General features: G+C 63.7%; 12 protein-coding genes and 1 pseudogene. 9 read left to right on the top strand and 4 right to left on the bottom strand.

Going from position 1 to position 13,630, the window contains the following annotated elements:
* Positions 1 to 438: 438 nt before the first annotated feature.
* A pseudogene (locus AC5QPF_RS15950) lies at positions 439 to 699 on the top strand (methyl-accepting chemotaxis protein); the annotation flags it as partial.
* On the top strand, positions 676 to 1,170 hold the full coding sequence (locus AC5QPF_RS15945) for a CZB domain-containing protein (RefSeq protein WP_494964184.1): 495 nt from the start codon (positions 676 to 678) through the stop codon (positions 1,168 to 1,170). The pseudogene AC5QPF_RS15950 and the gene AC5QPF_RS15945, both read left to right, overlap by 24 nt.
* Positions 1,171 to 1,199: 29 nt before the next feature.
* Here the strand turns inward: AC5QPF_RS15945 and dapA are convergent, their stop codons facing one another.
* The 3 genes from dapA to AC5QPF_RS15930 all read right to left on the bottom strand — a co-directional run bounded on the left by dapA (position 1,200) and on the right by AC5QPF_RS15930 (position 5,014).
* Complete coding sequence (dapA, locus tag AC5QPF_RS15940; protein ID WP_494958812.1) at positions 1,200 to 2,066, bottom strand: 4-hydroxy-tetrahydrodipicolinate synthase; 867 nt, start codon at positions 2,064 to 2,066, stop codon at positions 1,200 to 1,202.
* 344 nt (positions 2,067 to 2,410) lie between these two features.
* Positions 2,411 to 3,016: a cupin domain-containing protein gene (locus AC5QPF_RS15935; protein WP_494958811.1), complete on the bottom strand. Its 606-nt coding sequence runs from the start codon at positions 3,014 to 3,016 to the stop codon at positions 2,411 to 2,413.
* Between the two features lie 45 nt (positions 3,017 to 3,061).
* Positions 3,062 to 5,014 (bottom strand): oxidoreductase, encoded by a 1,953-nt coding sequence (locus AC5QPF_RS15930; protein WP_494958810.1) that lies wholly within the window; start codon positions 5,012 to 5,014, stop codon positions 3,062 to 3,064.
* Between the two features lie 205 nt (positions 5,015 to 5,219).
* Here AC5QPF_RS15930 and AC5QPF_RS15925 point away from each other — a divergent pair, with 205 nt between their 5' ends.
* Positions 5,220 to 6,263: an extracellular solute-binding protein gene (locus AC5QPF_RS15925; RefSeq protein ID WP_494958809.1), complete on the top strand. Its 1,044-nt coding sequence runs from the start codon at positions 5,220 to 5,222 to the stop codon at positions 6,261 to 6,263.
* 61 nt (positions 6,264 to 6,324) lie between these two features.
* On the top strand, positions 6,325 to 7,077 hold the full coding sequence (locus AC5QPF_RS15920; RefSeq protein ID WP_494958808.1) for a class II aldolase/adducin family protein: 753 nt from the start codon (positions 6,325 to 6,327) through the stop codon (positions 7,075 to 7,077).
* 114 nt (positions 7,078 to 7,191) lie between these two features.
* Here AC5QPF_RS15920 and AC5QPF_RS15915 read toward each other — a convergent pair whose 3' ends face one another.
* Entirely contained in the window at positions 7,192 to 7,632 is a 441-nt protein-coding gene (locus AC5QPF_RS15915; protein ID WP_494958807.1) for an Rrf2 family transcriptional regulator, read from the bottom strand.
* A gap of 182 nt (positions 7,633 to 7,814) precedes the next feature.
* Between AC5QPF_RS15915 and AC5QPF_RS15910 the strand changes: the two genes are divergently transcribed.
* From AC5QPF_RS15910 to AC5QPF_RS15890, 5 genes are read left to right on the top strand one after another with little or no spacing between them, the layout of a single operon-like run.
* On the top strand, positions 7,815 to 9,416 hold the full coding sequence (locus AC5QPF_RS15910; protein WP_494958806.1) for an ABC transporter substrate-binding protein: 1,602 nt from the start codon (positions 7,815 to 7,817) through the stop codon (positions 9,414 to 9,416).
* 51 nt (positions 9,417 to 9,467) lie between these two features.
* Positions 9,468 to 10,427 carry an ABC transporter permease subunit gene (locus AC5QPF_RS15905; protein WP_494958805.1) on the top strand — a complete coding sequence of 320 codons (960 nt, stop codon included), beginning with the start codon at positions 9,468 to 9,470 and terminating at the stop codon, positions 10,425 to 10,427.
* A 3-nt stretch (positions 10,428 to 10,430) separates the two neighbouring features.
* Positions 10,431 to 11,258, top strand: coding sequence for an ABC transporter permease subunit (locus tag AC5QPF_RS15900; RefSeq protein WP_494958804.1), 828 nt, complete (start codon positions 10,431 to 10,433; stop codon positions 11,256 to 11,258).
* A 2-nt stretch (positions 11,259 to 11,260) separates the two neighbouring features.
* Positions 11,261 to 12,895 carry a nickel ABC transporter ATP-binding protein NikE gene (locus tag AC5QPF_RS15895; protein WP_494958803.1) on the top strand — a complete coding sequence of 545 codons (1,635 nt, stop codon included), beginning with the start codon at positions 11,261 to 11,263 and terminating at the stop codon, positions 12,893 to 12,895.
* Positions 12,896 to 12,904: 9 nt separating this feature from the next.
* A complete protein-coding gene (locus tag AC5QPF_RS15890; protein ID WP_494958802.1) occupies positions 12,905 to 13,609 on the top strand; it encodes an NAD(P)H-dependent oxidoreductase in 705 nt (234 codons plus the stop codon).
* Positions 13,610 to 13,630: the final 21 nt, after the last annotated feature.

The following is a 13,630-nucleotide window of genomic DNA, read 5'->3' as shown; positions in this document are numbered from 1 at the left end:
TCTCAATGGTCAATCAGCAGGAGGGAGATACACGTGTGGTGGTGGAAGAAGGAGGCGCAAGAGAGCGCCGAGGTGCAACGACTGAAGCAAGCATTGCAGGCAGCGGAATCCGACCTCGCCGCAGCCGATCAACGTACCCTGGAAGCCGAGCGGCGAGCCGCCGAATGCCAGGCCAACAGTCGCAAGTTCGTCGACCTGGCGGCCAACCTGGCAACGTTCGCCCGCTCCCTGGAACTGACCCAGTCGTCCTTTGCCAGCCTGGCGGGCTGCATGGGCGATGAAAAGCAACATGCGGTCGAGGCCCAGCTCATCACCCAGGAAAGCCGGCAGTCCATCGACATGATCGCCACCAACCTGCAGACCCTCGCATCATCTTCGCAAGATGCGTCGCAGCGGGTCGGGCAACTGGACGAGCAGGCCCAGAAGGTGGGCGGCATCCTGCAGATGATTCGGGAAATTGCCGATCAGACCAACCTGCTGGCGCTCAATGCGGCCATCGAGGCGGCGCGTGCGGGTGATGCAGGAAGGGGCTTCGCGGTGGTGGCAGATGAGGTGCGCAAACTGGCCAAGCGTACGGCTGAGGCCACCGCGGATATCACCCAGCTGGTTGGTCAGATTCGTCAGGACAGTGCTGATAGTCGTGATCAGATTGCGGTGCTGGCCTCGCGTTCGGCGATGTTCAGCCAGGATGGGCAGGCTGCGGCAGATACCATGCGGCAGTTGCTGGAGATGTCGACCAAGACGGAGCAGGCGGTATCGTCTTCAGCGCTGCGCAGTTTCTGTGAGTTGGCCAAGGTTGATCACCTGATTTACAAGTTTCGGGTCTACAAGGTGCTGTTCGGGATTTCCACAGAAGCCGAGAGTAGTTTTGCGGCGCATACCCATTGCCGGCTGGGCAAGTGGTATTACGAGGGGGAAGGGAAGGCGAGCTATTCCGGGTTACCGGGGTATCGGGATATGGAGGTGCCGCACAAGCGGGTGCATGAGGCGGCGTTTGTGGCGTTGCGGGCGCATGGGGCTGGGGATGTGCAAGGGTTGCTCAGGGCGGTTGCCGAGATGGAGGAGGCCAGTCTGAGTGTGCAGGAATGCCTGGAATACATGGCCTCGAGTGGGGCGCATACACACGCATCCGAGCCTCGCATGCTGGAGCGGCACACGGGCTCGAGATGAGAATGCAGCAGGCTGCGCAGCGTCTCTTTTTATAGCGTGATCGCCGGGAGTAGCGAGCGGACACGTTCCAGGGTCACTGCACTGCAGGGCTGCATCGGCTCGCGAAGTTCATTGGCTATGAGGCCTTCAACTGACAGCGCTGCTTTGATTACAGCCGGGTTCGGTTCGGCAAACGCCGACTGGATCCATGGCAAAAGTCGATAGAACAAGGAACGAGCCTCTTCGAAAGCACCTCTATCCATATCCCGCACCACTTGAACGTAGCGATTGGCGTGGATGTGCGCGGAAGCAGAGATGGCGCCCGCGCCACCCAGGGCCAGGTTGGTAAATAGCTGGACGTCTTCGCCAGTGAACACTTGAGCATGCCCATCGTTGATCAAGGACATGGTGGTTTCGATGTCTCCACCGCAATCTTTCACCGCGATGATAGTGGGGTGCTGGACGATCCGTCTGATCGTGGCTCGCTCTATCTTCACGCCGGTTCTGTAAGGAATGTCGTAGAGCACCACAGGCACTGATGATGAATCGGCCACCGCCTGGAAGAATGACTCGATGCCTTGCTGTGAGGGGCGGATGTAGCAGGGCGCAGGCACAAGGACGCCAGCGATATCGCGACACTGGATTTTTTGCTGGAAGGCCAGGACCTCCTGCAGGTTATTCCCTGAAAGCCCCATGATCACCTGGCTGGAGGGGGCGACCGCCAGTACCGTATCAAGCACTTCGAGCTGTTCATCTTTGCTCATCGCGGCCGCTTCGCCGGTGGTACCGCACACGACGAGACCTCTCACGCCTTCAGCGAGCAGCTTCCTGGCCAATCCTTGAAGCGCATTGTGGTCAACCACGCCAGAACGGAATGGCGTGACCAGTGCAACCCAGATACCGCGGAAATCAGACATGCATTACTCCTCAGGGAGACCGATGGGTCGACGTCAGAGGAGAAGAGGGGAATCAAGCGGGGAGTAGATCTGGCGCTATCTGTCCTGTCAGCTCATCTGACGGGACAGCGCCCCGGTCAAATGAGCGGCTGTTTCTTGGATTTCTTGGCAACGGACACGCATGCGCATGCCTGGGCGCAGAGGCCCTTGGCAGTCAGCATGAGGTCAGTGGTGAGAATCATGAGTGATCCGTTGCGAAGAAGTGCGCTCGCATAATGCGCAAATCCGGTGGGCTGGGTCAATGACTGAGTTCATTCCGGATCACGTTGGTCATGGGCGCAGCCCCTGTTGTTCCTGTCGCAGGCTTAAAAGGACGGCGGGGTAATCACCCAGATCACCACCGCATCGACATCACCAGGGTTGCCGTAACGGTGCGGTTCCTGGCTGGAAAAACTGAAGCTGTCACCTTCGCTCAGCTGGAAATACCGCTCACCCACCCACAGCTCGAATTGTCCGGACAGCAGATACCCGGCTTCCTCACCTTCATGGCTGTAGCTTTCCTCGCTGTAAGTGCCCGGGGGAAAGCGCGAATGCAGGATCTCAAGCTCGCGATTGGGCTGCGGGGTGAGCAACTGGTCGACGATGCCGTCTTCGTAGTGCACGCTCAGCCGGCTGTTCTTGCGCACCACGTAGCCTTCATCCTCCGGGGCGGTGTTGGCTTCGCTGGCGAAGAACCACTGGATGGTCACCCCCAGGTTGCGGGCAATCTTGAACAGCGCCGGGATCGACGGATAGGACAGGTTGCGCTCCAGCTGGCTGATGTAGCCGGCGGTCAGCTCGCTGCGCTCGGCCAGTTCGGCCAGGGTCATGTTCCGACGTTTGCGCAGGCCCCGAATGCGGCTGCCGAGAAACTGCGGCGTGCTGCCGCCGTCCTCGGCCGCTGGTGGCGCTTTGCTTTTGTGGCGGTTCATGGCGTTTTCCTGTCGGCCGTGCAAAGTCCCGGAGTATAAACAGGCTCACAAGCCGGCGGCGACCTTCAGCCCTTCATGGATCGCTTCCTCGACCGTGCGAGGGGCCAGGCAGTCGCCGATGCGCTGCACCGGTACCAGGTCGCTGATCTGCCCGGCCAGGGTGTCCACCGGCTGATGGCCCTGGCAGAGCACCAGGGTGTCGATGTCCTCGAAGATCATCGCCTCGCCGCTGGCGGTGTGCTGCAGGTAGACGGTGTTGTCGTCGCAGCCGTAGAGGCGGGCATATGGGGTGATCGGGATGCCCAGCTTGTGCAGCTCGCCAGCCAGTTGGTCGCGCACATACAGCGGCAGGCTCTCGCCGCAGTGGGTGCCATTGACCGCCAGTTGCACCTGATGGCCGGCGCGCACCAGACGCTCGGCGATGCCGGGGCCGATCCAGTCGCAGCGCCAGTCCACGACCATCACCGAACGGCCGGGCTTCACCTCGTCGCGCAGCACCTGCCAGGCGTCTACCACCTGCAGTTCGCCGCCACGTTCGAACGCGGGCCAGTAAGGCTCGGCTCCGGTGGCGACGATCACTTCATCCGGCCGCTCGCGCTCGACCAGGGCTCGGTCGACCCGGGTGTTGCGCACCACCTCCACGCCGGCGAGCTGCATTTCCCGCTGCAGGTTGGTGCTGGCGCCGCCGAACTCGCTGCGTCGGGGCAGTAACTGCGCCAGCAACACCTGGCCACCCAGTTGTGCGCTGGCCTCATACAGCGTCACCCGGTGTCCGCGGGCCGCGGCCACGGCGGCCGCCTTCATCCCGGCAGGCCCGCCGCCGACCACCATCACGCGTTTGCGCACACTGGCGAGCGATAGCTGGCCGTATTGCTGCTCGCGGCCGGTTTCCGGGTGCTGGATGCAGGAGATCGGCAGGCCCCGGTGGAAATGGCCGATGCACGCCTGGTTGCACGCAATGCAGGCGCGTACGTCCTCGACGCGGCCGCTGTCGGTCTTGTTCGGCATCTGCGGGTCGCAGATCAGCGCGCGGGTCATGCCGCATACATCAGCCTGGCCGCGGGCAAGGATCAGCTCGGCTTCCTGGGGCTGGTTGATGCGGCCGGTGACGAACAGCGGAATCTGCAGGCGTGATTTGAAGGTACCGGCTTCCCGGGCCAGGTAGGCCGCCTCGATGGCCATGGGCGGCACGATGTGGATGGCGCCGCCCAGCGACGCCGAGGTACCGGCGACGATATGGATGTAATCCACCTGGCTTTGCAGGGCTTGTACGGCAGCCAGGGATTCGTCTTCGGTCAGGCCTTCGGCATCGCGCTCGTCGGCGCTGATGCGCAGGCCGACGATGAACTGCTCGTCAGTGCTGGCGCGCACGGCGGCGATGATTTCCCGCAAAAAGCGCAGTCGCTGTTCGAGGTCGCCGTTGTAACCGTCGGTGCGGCGGTTCACCCGGGGGTTGAGGAACTGCGCCGGCAGGTAGCCGTGGCTGGCGACTACCTCGACACCGTCGATGCCTGCCTGGTGCAGGCGCCGCGCGGCGGCGGCGTAGCCGGCGACGATCTCGTCGATCATCTCCTGGTCCAGTTCCCGAGGCATCACCCGGAAGCGCTCGTTGGGTACCGCCGAGGCGGAGTAGGCCACCGCCAGCAGGCCATCGGCCGACTCCATGATCTCGCGCCCCGGGTGGAAGACCTGGGACAGCACCACGGTGCCGTGGGCATGGCAGACCTCGGCCAGGCGGCGATAGCCTTCGATGCAGGTGTCGTCGGTGGCCATCAGCACGTGGGAGGTGTAGCGGGCGCTGTCGTGCACCCCGGCCACCTGCAACACGATCAGGCCGACGCCGCCTTCGGCACGGGCCTTGTGGTAGGCGATCAGCCGCTCGTTGACCAGGTTGTCGGTGGGCATCGAGGTGTCGTGTCCGCTGGACATGATGCGGTTTTTCAGGCGCTTGCCGCGGATCTGCAGCGGTTCGAACAGGTGCGTGTAGGCGGTCGACATGCGGTCAGGCTCCGGCTTGTTATTGTTGTCTGGCCCTGTTTCCTGGAGCCCGCAAGGCTGGCTCTACGGAAAACGTTCATTGTTTTTTCATGAAAGTGTACCGTCAGTAAAAAATCAACTTGTTTTTTTACTTATCGAGCACTAGCTTCGATAGCACCCCCGCTCCAGGGGCGAACCTCACAACAACAATAACGAGGGTACTTCGATGAGAGCTTTTGCACGTAAACCGGGCTTGTACGCGTTGTGGCTGTGCCTCGGCCTGGGCACGGCCCAGGCGGCACCGGACATGGTCGTGGTGGGCTATGGCGGCGCCGGGCAGAAGGCCCAGGACGTGGCGTTCTTCCAGCCGTTCAGTGCCCAGGACAAGAGCAAGCTGATCCAGAGCGAATACAACGGCGAGATGGCCCGGATCAAGGTGATGGTCGACACCGGCAATGTCGACTGGGACGTGGTGCAGATCGAAGGACCCGATTTGCTGCGTGGCTGCGACGAAGGCATGTACGAGCGCCTGGACTGGAACCGCCTGGGGCGCAAGGACCAGCTGATTCCCGACGCCGCGCAAGACTGCGGTTCGGCGGCGCTGGTGTGGAGCGTGGCGATTGCCTACGACCGCGACAAGCTGGCCCAGGCGCCGACCTCCTGGGCGGACTTCTGGGATGTCAGGAAGTACCCGGGCAAGCGCGGCCTGCGCAAGCGTGCGGTGTACAACCTCGAATTCGCCTTGCTGGCCGATGGCGTCAAGGTGGAGGACGTCTACAAGGTGCTGGCGACGCCAGAGGGCGTGAACCGGGCGTTCGCCAAGCTGAACGAGCTCAAGCCCAACATCCAGTGGTGGGAAGCTGGCGCCCAGCCGCCGCAATGGCTGATGGCCGGTGACGTGGTGATGACGTCCACCTACAGCGGCCGCATCGCGGCAGCGGCGCAGAATGGCAGCCCGCTCGCGCTGGTGTGGCCGGGTAGCCTGTATGGCATGGATTACTGGGCGATCATCAAAGGCTCGAAACATGTGCAGCAGGCCGAGCGCCTGATCGCCTATGCCAACCAGCCAGAGGCACAGGTGCGTTACGTAGCGCAGATTCCCTACGGCCCGACCAACATCGAGGCGGCGGCGCAGCTTGATCCAGCGCTGGCCAAATGGGTGCCCACCGCGAAGCAGAATCTGGAGGGGGCACTGGCGATGAATGTCGAATTCTGGGTCGACCATGGCGATGAACTGGAAGAACGCTTCAACGCCTGGGCCAGCAAGTAACCTGAACCCGCCGGGCAGGCACGCTTGCCCGGCTCTCTTGAACCGCCTGAGAGCCCACACCATGAAATCCGAACGGCAATTGCGCGAGGAACTGGCCGCCTGCTACCGGCTGATCGCGCACTTTCGCATGAGCGACCTGATCTTCACCCATATCTCGGTGCGCCTGCCGGGGCCGGAACACCATTTCCTGATCAACCCCTACGGGCTGATGTTCGATGAAATCACCGCGTCCAGCCTGGTGAAGATCGACCTGGCCGGACATGCCGTCGAACCCTCGCCCTATCCGGTGAACCCGGCGGGGTTCGTCATCCATAGTGCGATCCACAGTGCCAGTGAAGACGCGCAATGCGTGCTGCACACCCATACCCGCGCCGGTTGCGCGGTGGCGGCGCTGGAGTGCGGGTTGTTGCCGGTGAACCAGATGTCCATGGAGTTCTACGGCAAGGTCGCCTACCACGACTACGAAGGTGTAGCGCTGGACATGGCCGAGCAGCAGCGGCTGGTGGCCGACCTGGGCAACAAGCCGGTAATGATCCTGCGCAACCATGGTTTGCTGACGGTCGGGCGCAGCGTGAGCGAGGCGTTCATACGCATGTATTACCTGGAGAAGGCCTGCGAGATCCAGCTGGCGGCGCAGGCCAGTGGCAAACTGGTGCTGCCGCCTCATGAGGTGTGCGCGCATACCGAGCGGCAGTTCAATGACCCGGGGCGGCCGCTGGGGGAGGGGCAACTGGCGGACCCGGACGGGATGCAACTGGCGTGGGCGGCGTTGCTGCGGTTGCTGGACAAGGTTGCGCCGGGGTATCGCGATTGAACATGGGCCGCATGCCCGACGCGGACCTTGTGGGAGCGGGTAACCCCGCTTCCACAAGGTCCCTGCTGAGTCAATGAGTCATGTGCTGTTCCATGAGGGCAGGCCTGTACAGGCTCAGCCTAGCTCTGCCAGTTCCCTGGGCGTATCGAACGCCACGAACAACTGATCCGCCGTAATCGTCCCCAGATCCAGCCGCATGTTCTGCTCCAGCATCGCAAACAGCCGGGTGAACACCTCGTACACCTTGCAGTGATCCTCATGCCCGGCAAACGGATTGTCGATCTTCTCGGCGATCAGCGAACTTTCCTGCACCGCGTCATACACCTCGCGCAGGGTGATCTGCTGCGGCGCACGCGCCAGCGTCACGCCGCCTTGCGCCCCGCGATACGAGGTGAGGATGTTGGCCTTGACCATCTGCGACACCAGCCCGCGCACGCGGGTAGGGTGCACCTTCACCCATTTGGCGATGGTTTCGGTGCGTAGCTTGTGCGGCGCGTTGGCCGCGACGAACGACAGGATGTACGAAGCCGTGATAAGTCGGGTCGACTGGCTCATGGAGAAAAGGGCTCCCTGCGAAAACGCAAATTCTACACCGTTGAACGCCCGTCATCGGACGCTGGAAAACAGCTTGTCGGTTCGACAATGTATTTGTTACGGTAACAATTACAAATAAACAGCTTCGACGCAATCCGCTTGACCGAATAACAATTTTTCACGGTTCAAAAGGGGGCAGTGCAATGAGCGATAAGAACAACAAGAATCCTCAAGCGATGTTCGACAGCGGCCTGCCGCGTCGGGATTTCCTCAAGTACAGCGCCACTGCGACGGCCATCGCCGGGGCCTTTTCCCTCGGCCTGCCAATGATCGGCCAGGCCGCCGAAGCGACGCCGAAACCGGGCGGCACCCTGCGCTTGGGCCTGGCAGGGGGCAGCACCACCGACTCCAAGGACCCCGGCTCCTGGGTCGACACCTTCACCTTCATTGGCTTTTCGGCGGTCTACAACACCCTCACCGAAATCTCCGTGGAGGGCACCGCCATCCCTGAGCTGGCCGAGCGTTGGGAATCCAGCCCGGACGCCAAGGTCTGGACCTTCACCCTGCGCCAGGGCGTGACCTTCCACAATGGCAAAAGCCTGAGCGCCGACGACGTGGTGGCCTCGATCCAGCACCACCTGGGCGAGAAATCCACCTCTGCGGCCAAGACCGTACTGGGCGACGTCGCCCAGGTGCGTGCCTCCGCCCCGGACACCGTGGTGTTCGAACTGCACGCGGGTAACGCCGACTTCGCCTACGTGGTCGCCGACTATCACCTGGTGATCATGCCGGCCAAGGACGGCCAGGCCGACTGGCAGGCCGGCGTCGGCACCGGCGGCTACCGCATCAAGTCCTTCGAGCCTGGCGTGCGCATGGACCTGGAGCGCAGCCCTGACTACTGGAAGCCGGGCAGGGCGCATTTCGCCAGTGCCGAGCTGCTGGCCATCAGCGACGGTGCCGCGCGGGTCAACGCGCTGGTCACCGGCAAGGTCGACGTGATCAACAAGGTCGACCTCAAGACCGTGGCCCTGCTCAAGCGCAACCCGAAGCTTGTGATCGAGGAAACCAAGGGCGCCCAGCACTACACCTTCCCGATGCTCTGCGACAGCCAGCAGTTCCGTGACAACAACGTGCGCCTGGCCCTCAAGCATGCAATCAACCGCGAAAACCTGCTGGCTTCGGTGCTCTACGGCTACGGCCAGGTCGGCAACGACCATCCGCTGCAACCGGCCAACCGCTTCATCAACCCGGCGCTGGAGCAGCGCGCCTACGACCCGGACAAGGCGCGCTTCTACCTGCGCCAGGCCGGCATGGACAGCCTCAAGGTGCGCCTGCAGGCCTCCGATGCCGCCTACAGCGGCGCGGTGGACGCCTCGGTGCTGTTCAAGGAGCAGGCGCGCCAGGCCGGAATCGATATCGACGTGGTGCGCGAGCCGGCCGACGGCTTCTTCTCCAATGTCTGGATGAAGCAACCCTTCACCACCTCGTTCTGGTACTCCAGCCTCACCGCCGACCGCATGTTCAGCATCGGCTACGCCAAGGGTGCGGCCTGGAACGAAACCCACTGGGACAACCCGCGCTTCAACCAGTTGCTCAATGCCGCCCGCGGCGAGATGAACGAGCCGCTGCGCCGCGAGATGTACAACGAAATGCAGGCGCTGTGCCGCGACGATGGCGGGGCGATCGTGCCGCTGTTCGCCAGCTCCGTGGCCGCCCGTTCCAGCCGCGTGGCCCATGGTCCGCTCACCGCCCCCTACGGCGAGCTGGACGGCCTGCGGGTGATCGAACGCTGGTGGCAAGCCTGATCCGCCAGCGCTTTCAAGGGCTGACCCTGCATCCAGTCGAGGAGTTGTACGGTGAACAATCTTGGCAAACTGCTTGTGCAGCGACTGGCCCTGGGCCTGTTGTCGCTGTTTGCGGTCTCGGTGGTGATCTTCCTCGCCGTCGGCATGCTCCCCGGCGACATCGCCCAGGCCATGCTCGGCCAGTCGGCGACCGCGGAAACGGTGGCAGCGTTCCGCGCCCAGCTGGGGCTGGACCTGCCGGCGCTGCAACGTTTCATACAGTGGGCGTGGCGCCTGCTACACGGTGACCTGGGCGTTTCCCTGGCGAACCAGCGGCCGATTGCCGAACTGGTCGGCGCGCGGTTGGGCAACACCTTCAGCCTGGCCTTGCTGGCGGCGCTGGTGTCGGTGCCGACCGCGCTGCTGCTGGGCATGCTCGCGGCGTTGTACCGCAACAGCTGGTTCGACCGGCTGCTCAATACCAGTGCCCTCAGCGCCGTATCGTTCCCCGAGTTCTTCGTCGCCTACATCCTGATCCTGGTGTTCGCGGTGAAGCTGGAATGGTTGCCGGGCATCTCCAGCCTGTCGCCCGATGCCCCGCTAGGCGAGGTGCTGGAAGCCTCGGTGCTGCCGGTCGCGACCCTGAGCCTGGTGGTCATCGCACAGATGATGCGCATGACCCGCGCCTCGCTGATCAACCTTCTAGCCAGCCCTTACATCGAGATGGCCCGGCTCAAGGGCGTGTCGCCGTCGCGCATCATTTTCAAGCATGCACTGCCCAACGCCCTGGCGCCGATCGTCAACGTGGTGGCGCTGAACCTGGCGTACCTGGTGGTGGGCGTGGTGGTGGTAGAGGTGGTGTTCGTCTACCCCGGCCTGGGCCAGTTGCTGGTGGACTCGGTGGCCAAGCGCGACATCCCGGTGGTGCAGGCCTGCAGCCTGATCTTCGCCGGCACCTACATCCTGCTCAATACCGGCGCCGACGTGCTGTCGATTGCCAGCAACCCACGCCTGATGCATCCGAAGGGGTAGACCATGAGCCTGATCACACCTTTGCTGCGCGCACCGCTGAGCGCCAAGTTCGGCCTGCTGGTGATTGTTGCCTACGTCGTGGTGGCGCTGTTCGCACCGCTGCTGGCGCCCTACGGCGAAACCCAGGTGGTGGGCGACGGCTTCGCGCCGTGGAGCCCGGAGTTCCTGCTGGGCACCGATAATCTCGGCCGCGACATGTTCAGCCGCCTGCTCTATGGCGCCCGCAATACCCTGGGTATCGCCTTCCTGACCACCACCCTGGCGTTCCTGCTAGGCGGCCTGTGCGGACTGGTGGCCGCGATCAAGGGCGGCTGGATCGACCAGGGGCTATCGCGGGTGGTGGACATCCTGATGGCCATCCCGCAACTGATCTTCGCCTTGCTGCTCCTTAGCGTGGTCGGCACCACGGCCACCTCGCTGGTGCTGGTGATCGCGCTGCTCGATGCCACCCGGGTGTTCCGTCTGGCGCGGGCGGTGGCGATGACCGTGGTGGTGCAGGACTTCGTCGAGGCCGCGCGGCTGCGCGGGGAAGGGCTGTGGTGGCTGGTCAGCCGGGAAGTGCTGCCCAATGCCGCGGCACCGCTGGTCGCCGAGTTCGGCCTGCGCTTCTGCTTCGTCTTCCTGTTCATCAGCGCCCTGTCGTTCCTGGGCCTGGGCATCCAGCCGCCAACCGCCGACTGGGGCAGCATGGTGCGCGACAACGCGGTGCTGATCACCTTCGGTGATGTCAGCCCGCTGCTTCCGGCCCTCGCGGTGGCGTTGATCACGGTGAGCGTGAACTTCGTCGTCGACTGGGTGCTGCACCTGTCCAGTGGCCTGAAGGAGTGCTGAGCATGAGCGATGAGACCTTGCTGGAGATCCGTGGCCTGAAGATCGAAGGCCACTACGAAGACGCCTGGCACCCGCTGATCAAGGGGATCGACCTGACCCTGAAGCGCGGCGAAGTGCTGGGATTGATCGGTGAGTCCGGGGCGGGCAAGTCCACCCTGGGCCTGGCGTCGATGGGCTATGTGCGCGATGGCTGCCGGATCACTGGCGGTAGTGTGTGTTTCGATGGCATCCAGCTGCTGGAGGCCAGCGCCGAGACCCTGCGCAAGCTGCGCGGCCTGCGCATCGCCTATGTCGCGCAAAGCGCCGCAGCGTCGTTCAACCCGGCGCACCGGCTGATCGACCAGCACGTGGAAACGGCGGTGATCAATGGCGGCATCGACCGCGCCAAGGCCAAGGCCGAGGCGGTGGAGCTGTACCGCATCCTGCGTCTGCCAGACCCTGAAAACATAGGCCGGCGTTACCCGCATCAGCTGTCGGGTGGCCAGTTGCAGCGGGTGATGACGGCCATGGCGATGGCCTGCCATCCCGACCTGATCATCTTCGACGAACCGACCACCGCGCTGGACGTCACCACCCAGATCGAAGTGTTGGCAGCGATCCGCGATGCGGTGAAGACCTTTGGCAGTGCCGCGCTGTACATCAGCCATGACCTGGCCGTGGTGGCGCAGATGGCCGACCGCATCATGGTGCTGCGCCACGGCAGCCTGGTGGAGGAAGCGCAGACCCGCACCATGCTCAGTGCGCCGCAGGAGGAATACACCCAGTCGCTGTGGGCGGTGCGTAATTTCCATACCTCGGCCAAGGCGTGCCCGGGCAACGAGAAGCCGCTGCTGGAAGTGCGCAATACCGATGCCGGCTATGGCCATCAGCCGGTGCTGCACGACGTGTCGCTCAAGCTTTATCGCGGCCAGACCCTGGCGGTGATCGGCGAGTCGGGCAGCGGCAAGAGCACCACGGCGCGGCTGATCAGCGGGTTGCTGCAGCCGACTTCCGGGCAGGTGCTGTATGACGGCGAGCCGCTGCCGGCGGACTATCGCCAGCGCAGCAAGGAGCAGTTGCGGCGCATCCAGATGATCTACCAGATCCCCGACACCGCGCTCAACCCACGCCAGCGCATCGTCGACATCATCGGCCGGCCGCTGGGTTTCTACCTCGGGCTCAAGGGCAAGGCGCTGCGCGAGCGGGTGGCCGAGTTGCTGCGGATGATTGACCTGGAGCCGGCCAAGTACATGGACCGTCTGCCGCGGGAACTGTCGGGTGGGCAAAAGCAGCGAATCTGCATTGCCCGCGCCCTGGCGGCGGAGCCGCAACTGATCCTCTGCGACGAAGTCACGTCAGCGCTGGACCAACTGGTGGCCGAGGGCGTGCTGAAACTGCTCGACCGCATCCAGCGCGAGCTGGGCGTGGCTTATCTCTTCATTACCCACGATGTGGCCACGGTGCGCGCCATTGCCGACGAGGTGCTGGTGATGCAGCGGGGCAGGGTGGTCGACTACGGCAGCCGCGAAGCGATCTTCCGCCCGCCGTTCCGCGACTACACCGGTTTGCTGTTCTCCTGCGAACCGGAGATGGACCCGGACTGGCTCGACCGGCTGTTGGCGACGCGTGACTCCACTTCCCCTTTGGCGACGGTTTGAGGATTGTCCATGAAAGTTCTGATCGTTCACGCTCATCCCGAGCCTCGATCCTTTACTGCCGCGCTGCGTGACCAGGCGGCGGAGACCTTCCGTGCCCAGGGGCATGACGTGCAGGTGAGCGACCTGTATGCGATGGGGTGGAATCCTGTGGCCAGTGCCGACGACTTCAGCCATCGGGAAAACCCCGAATACCTGGTATATGCGCTGGAGCAGCGGCTGGGGGTGAAGGACGGTTCCATCGCCGCCGATATCCAGCAGGAGCTGGAGAAGCTGCTGTGGGCCGACTTGCTGGTGCTGAATTTCCCGATCTTCTGGTTCTCCGCGCCGGCGATGCTCAAGGGCTGGATCGACCGGGTGCTGGTGTCGGGGGTGTGTTATGGCGGCAAGCGCTTCTATGACCAGGGTGGCCTGGCCGGCAAGCGGGCGCTGGTGACGGTGACCCTCGGCGGGCGTGAGCACATGTTCGGCGAGGGCGCGATCCATGGGCCGCTGGAGGACATGCTGCGGCCGATTCTGCGCGGGACGCTGGCGTATGTCGGGTTCGAGGTGCTGGAGCCGTTTGTGGCGTGGCATGTGCCGTATATCAGTGACGAGGCGCGCAAGGCGTTTTTGCGCAGCTATCAGCAGCGGCTGGAACGGTTGTCGGATGATTTGCCGATGAGTTTTCCGCGGTTGGAGGAGTTTGATGAGGGGTTGTATCCGTTGCCGCGTTGATGATGGCAGGTTGAGGCAGAC

The organism is Pseudomonas sp. Con_6 (genome assembly GCF_059379395.1).
Note: the sequence above shows the minus strand (reverse complement) of the source record. Positions and strands in the feature narration are given on the sequence as shown.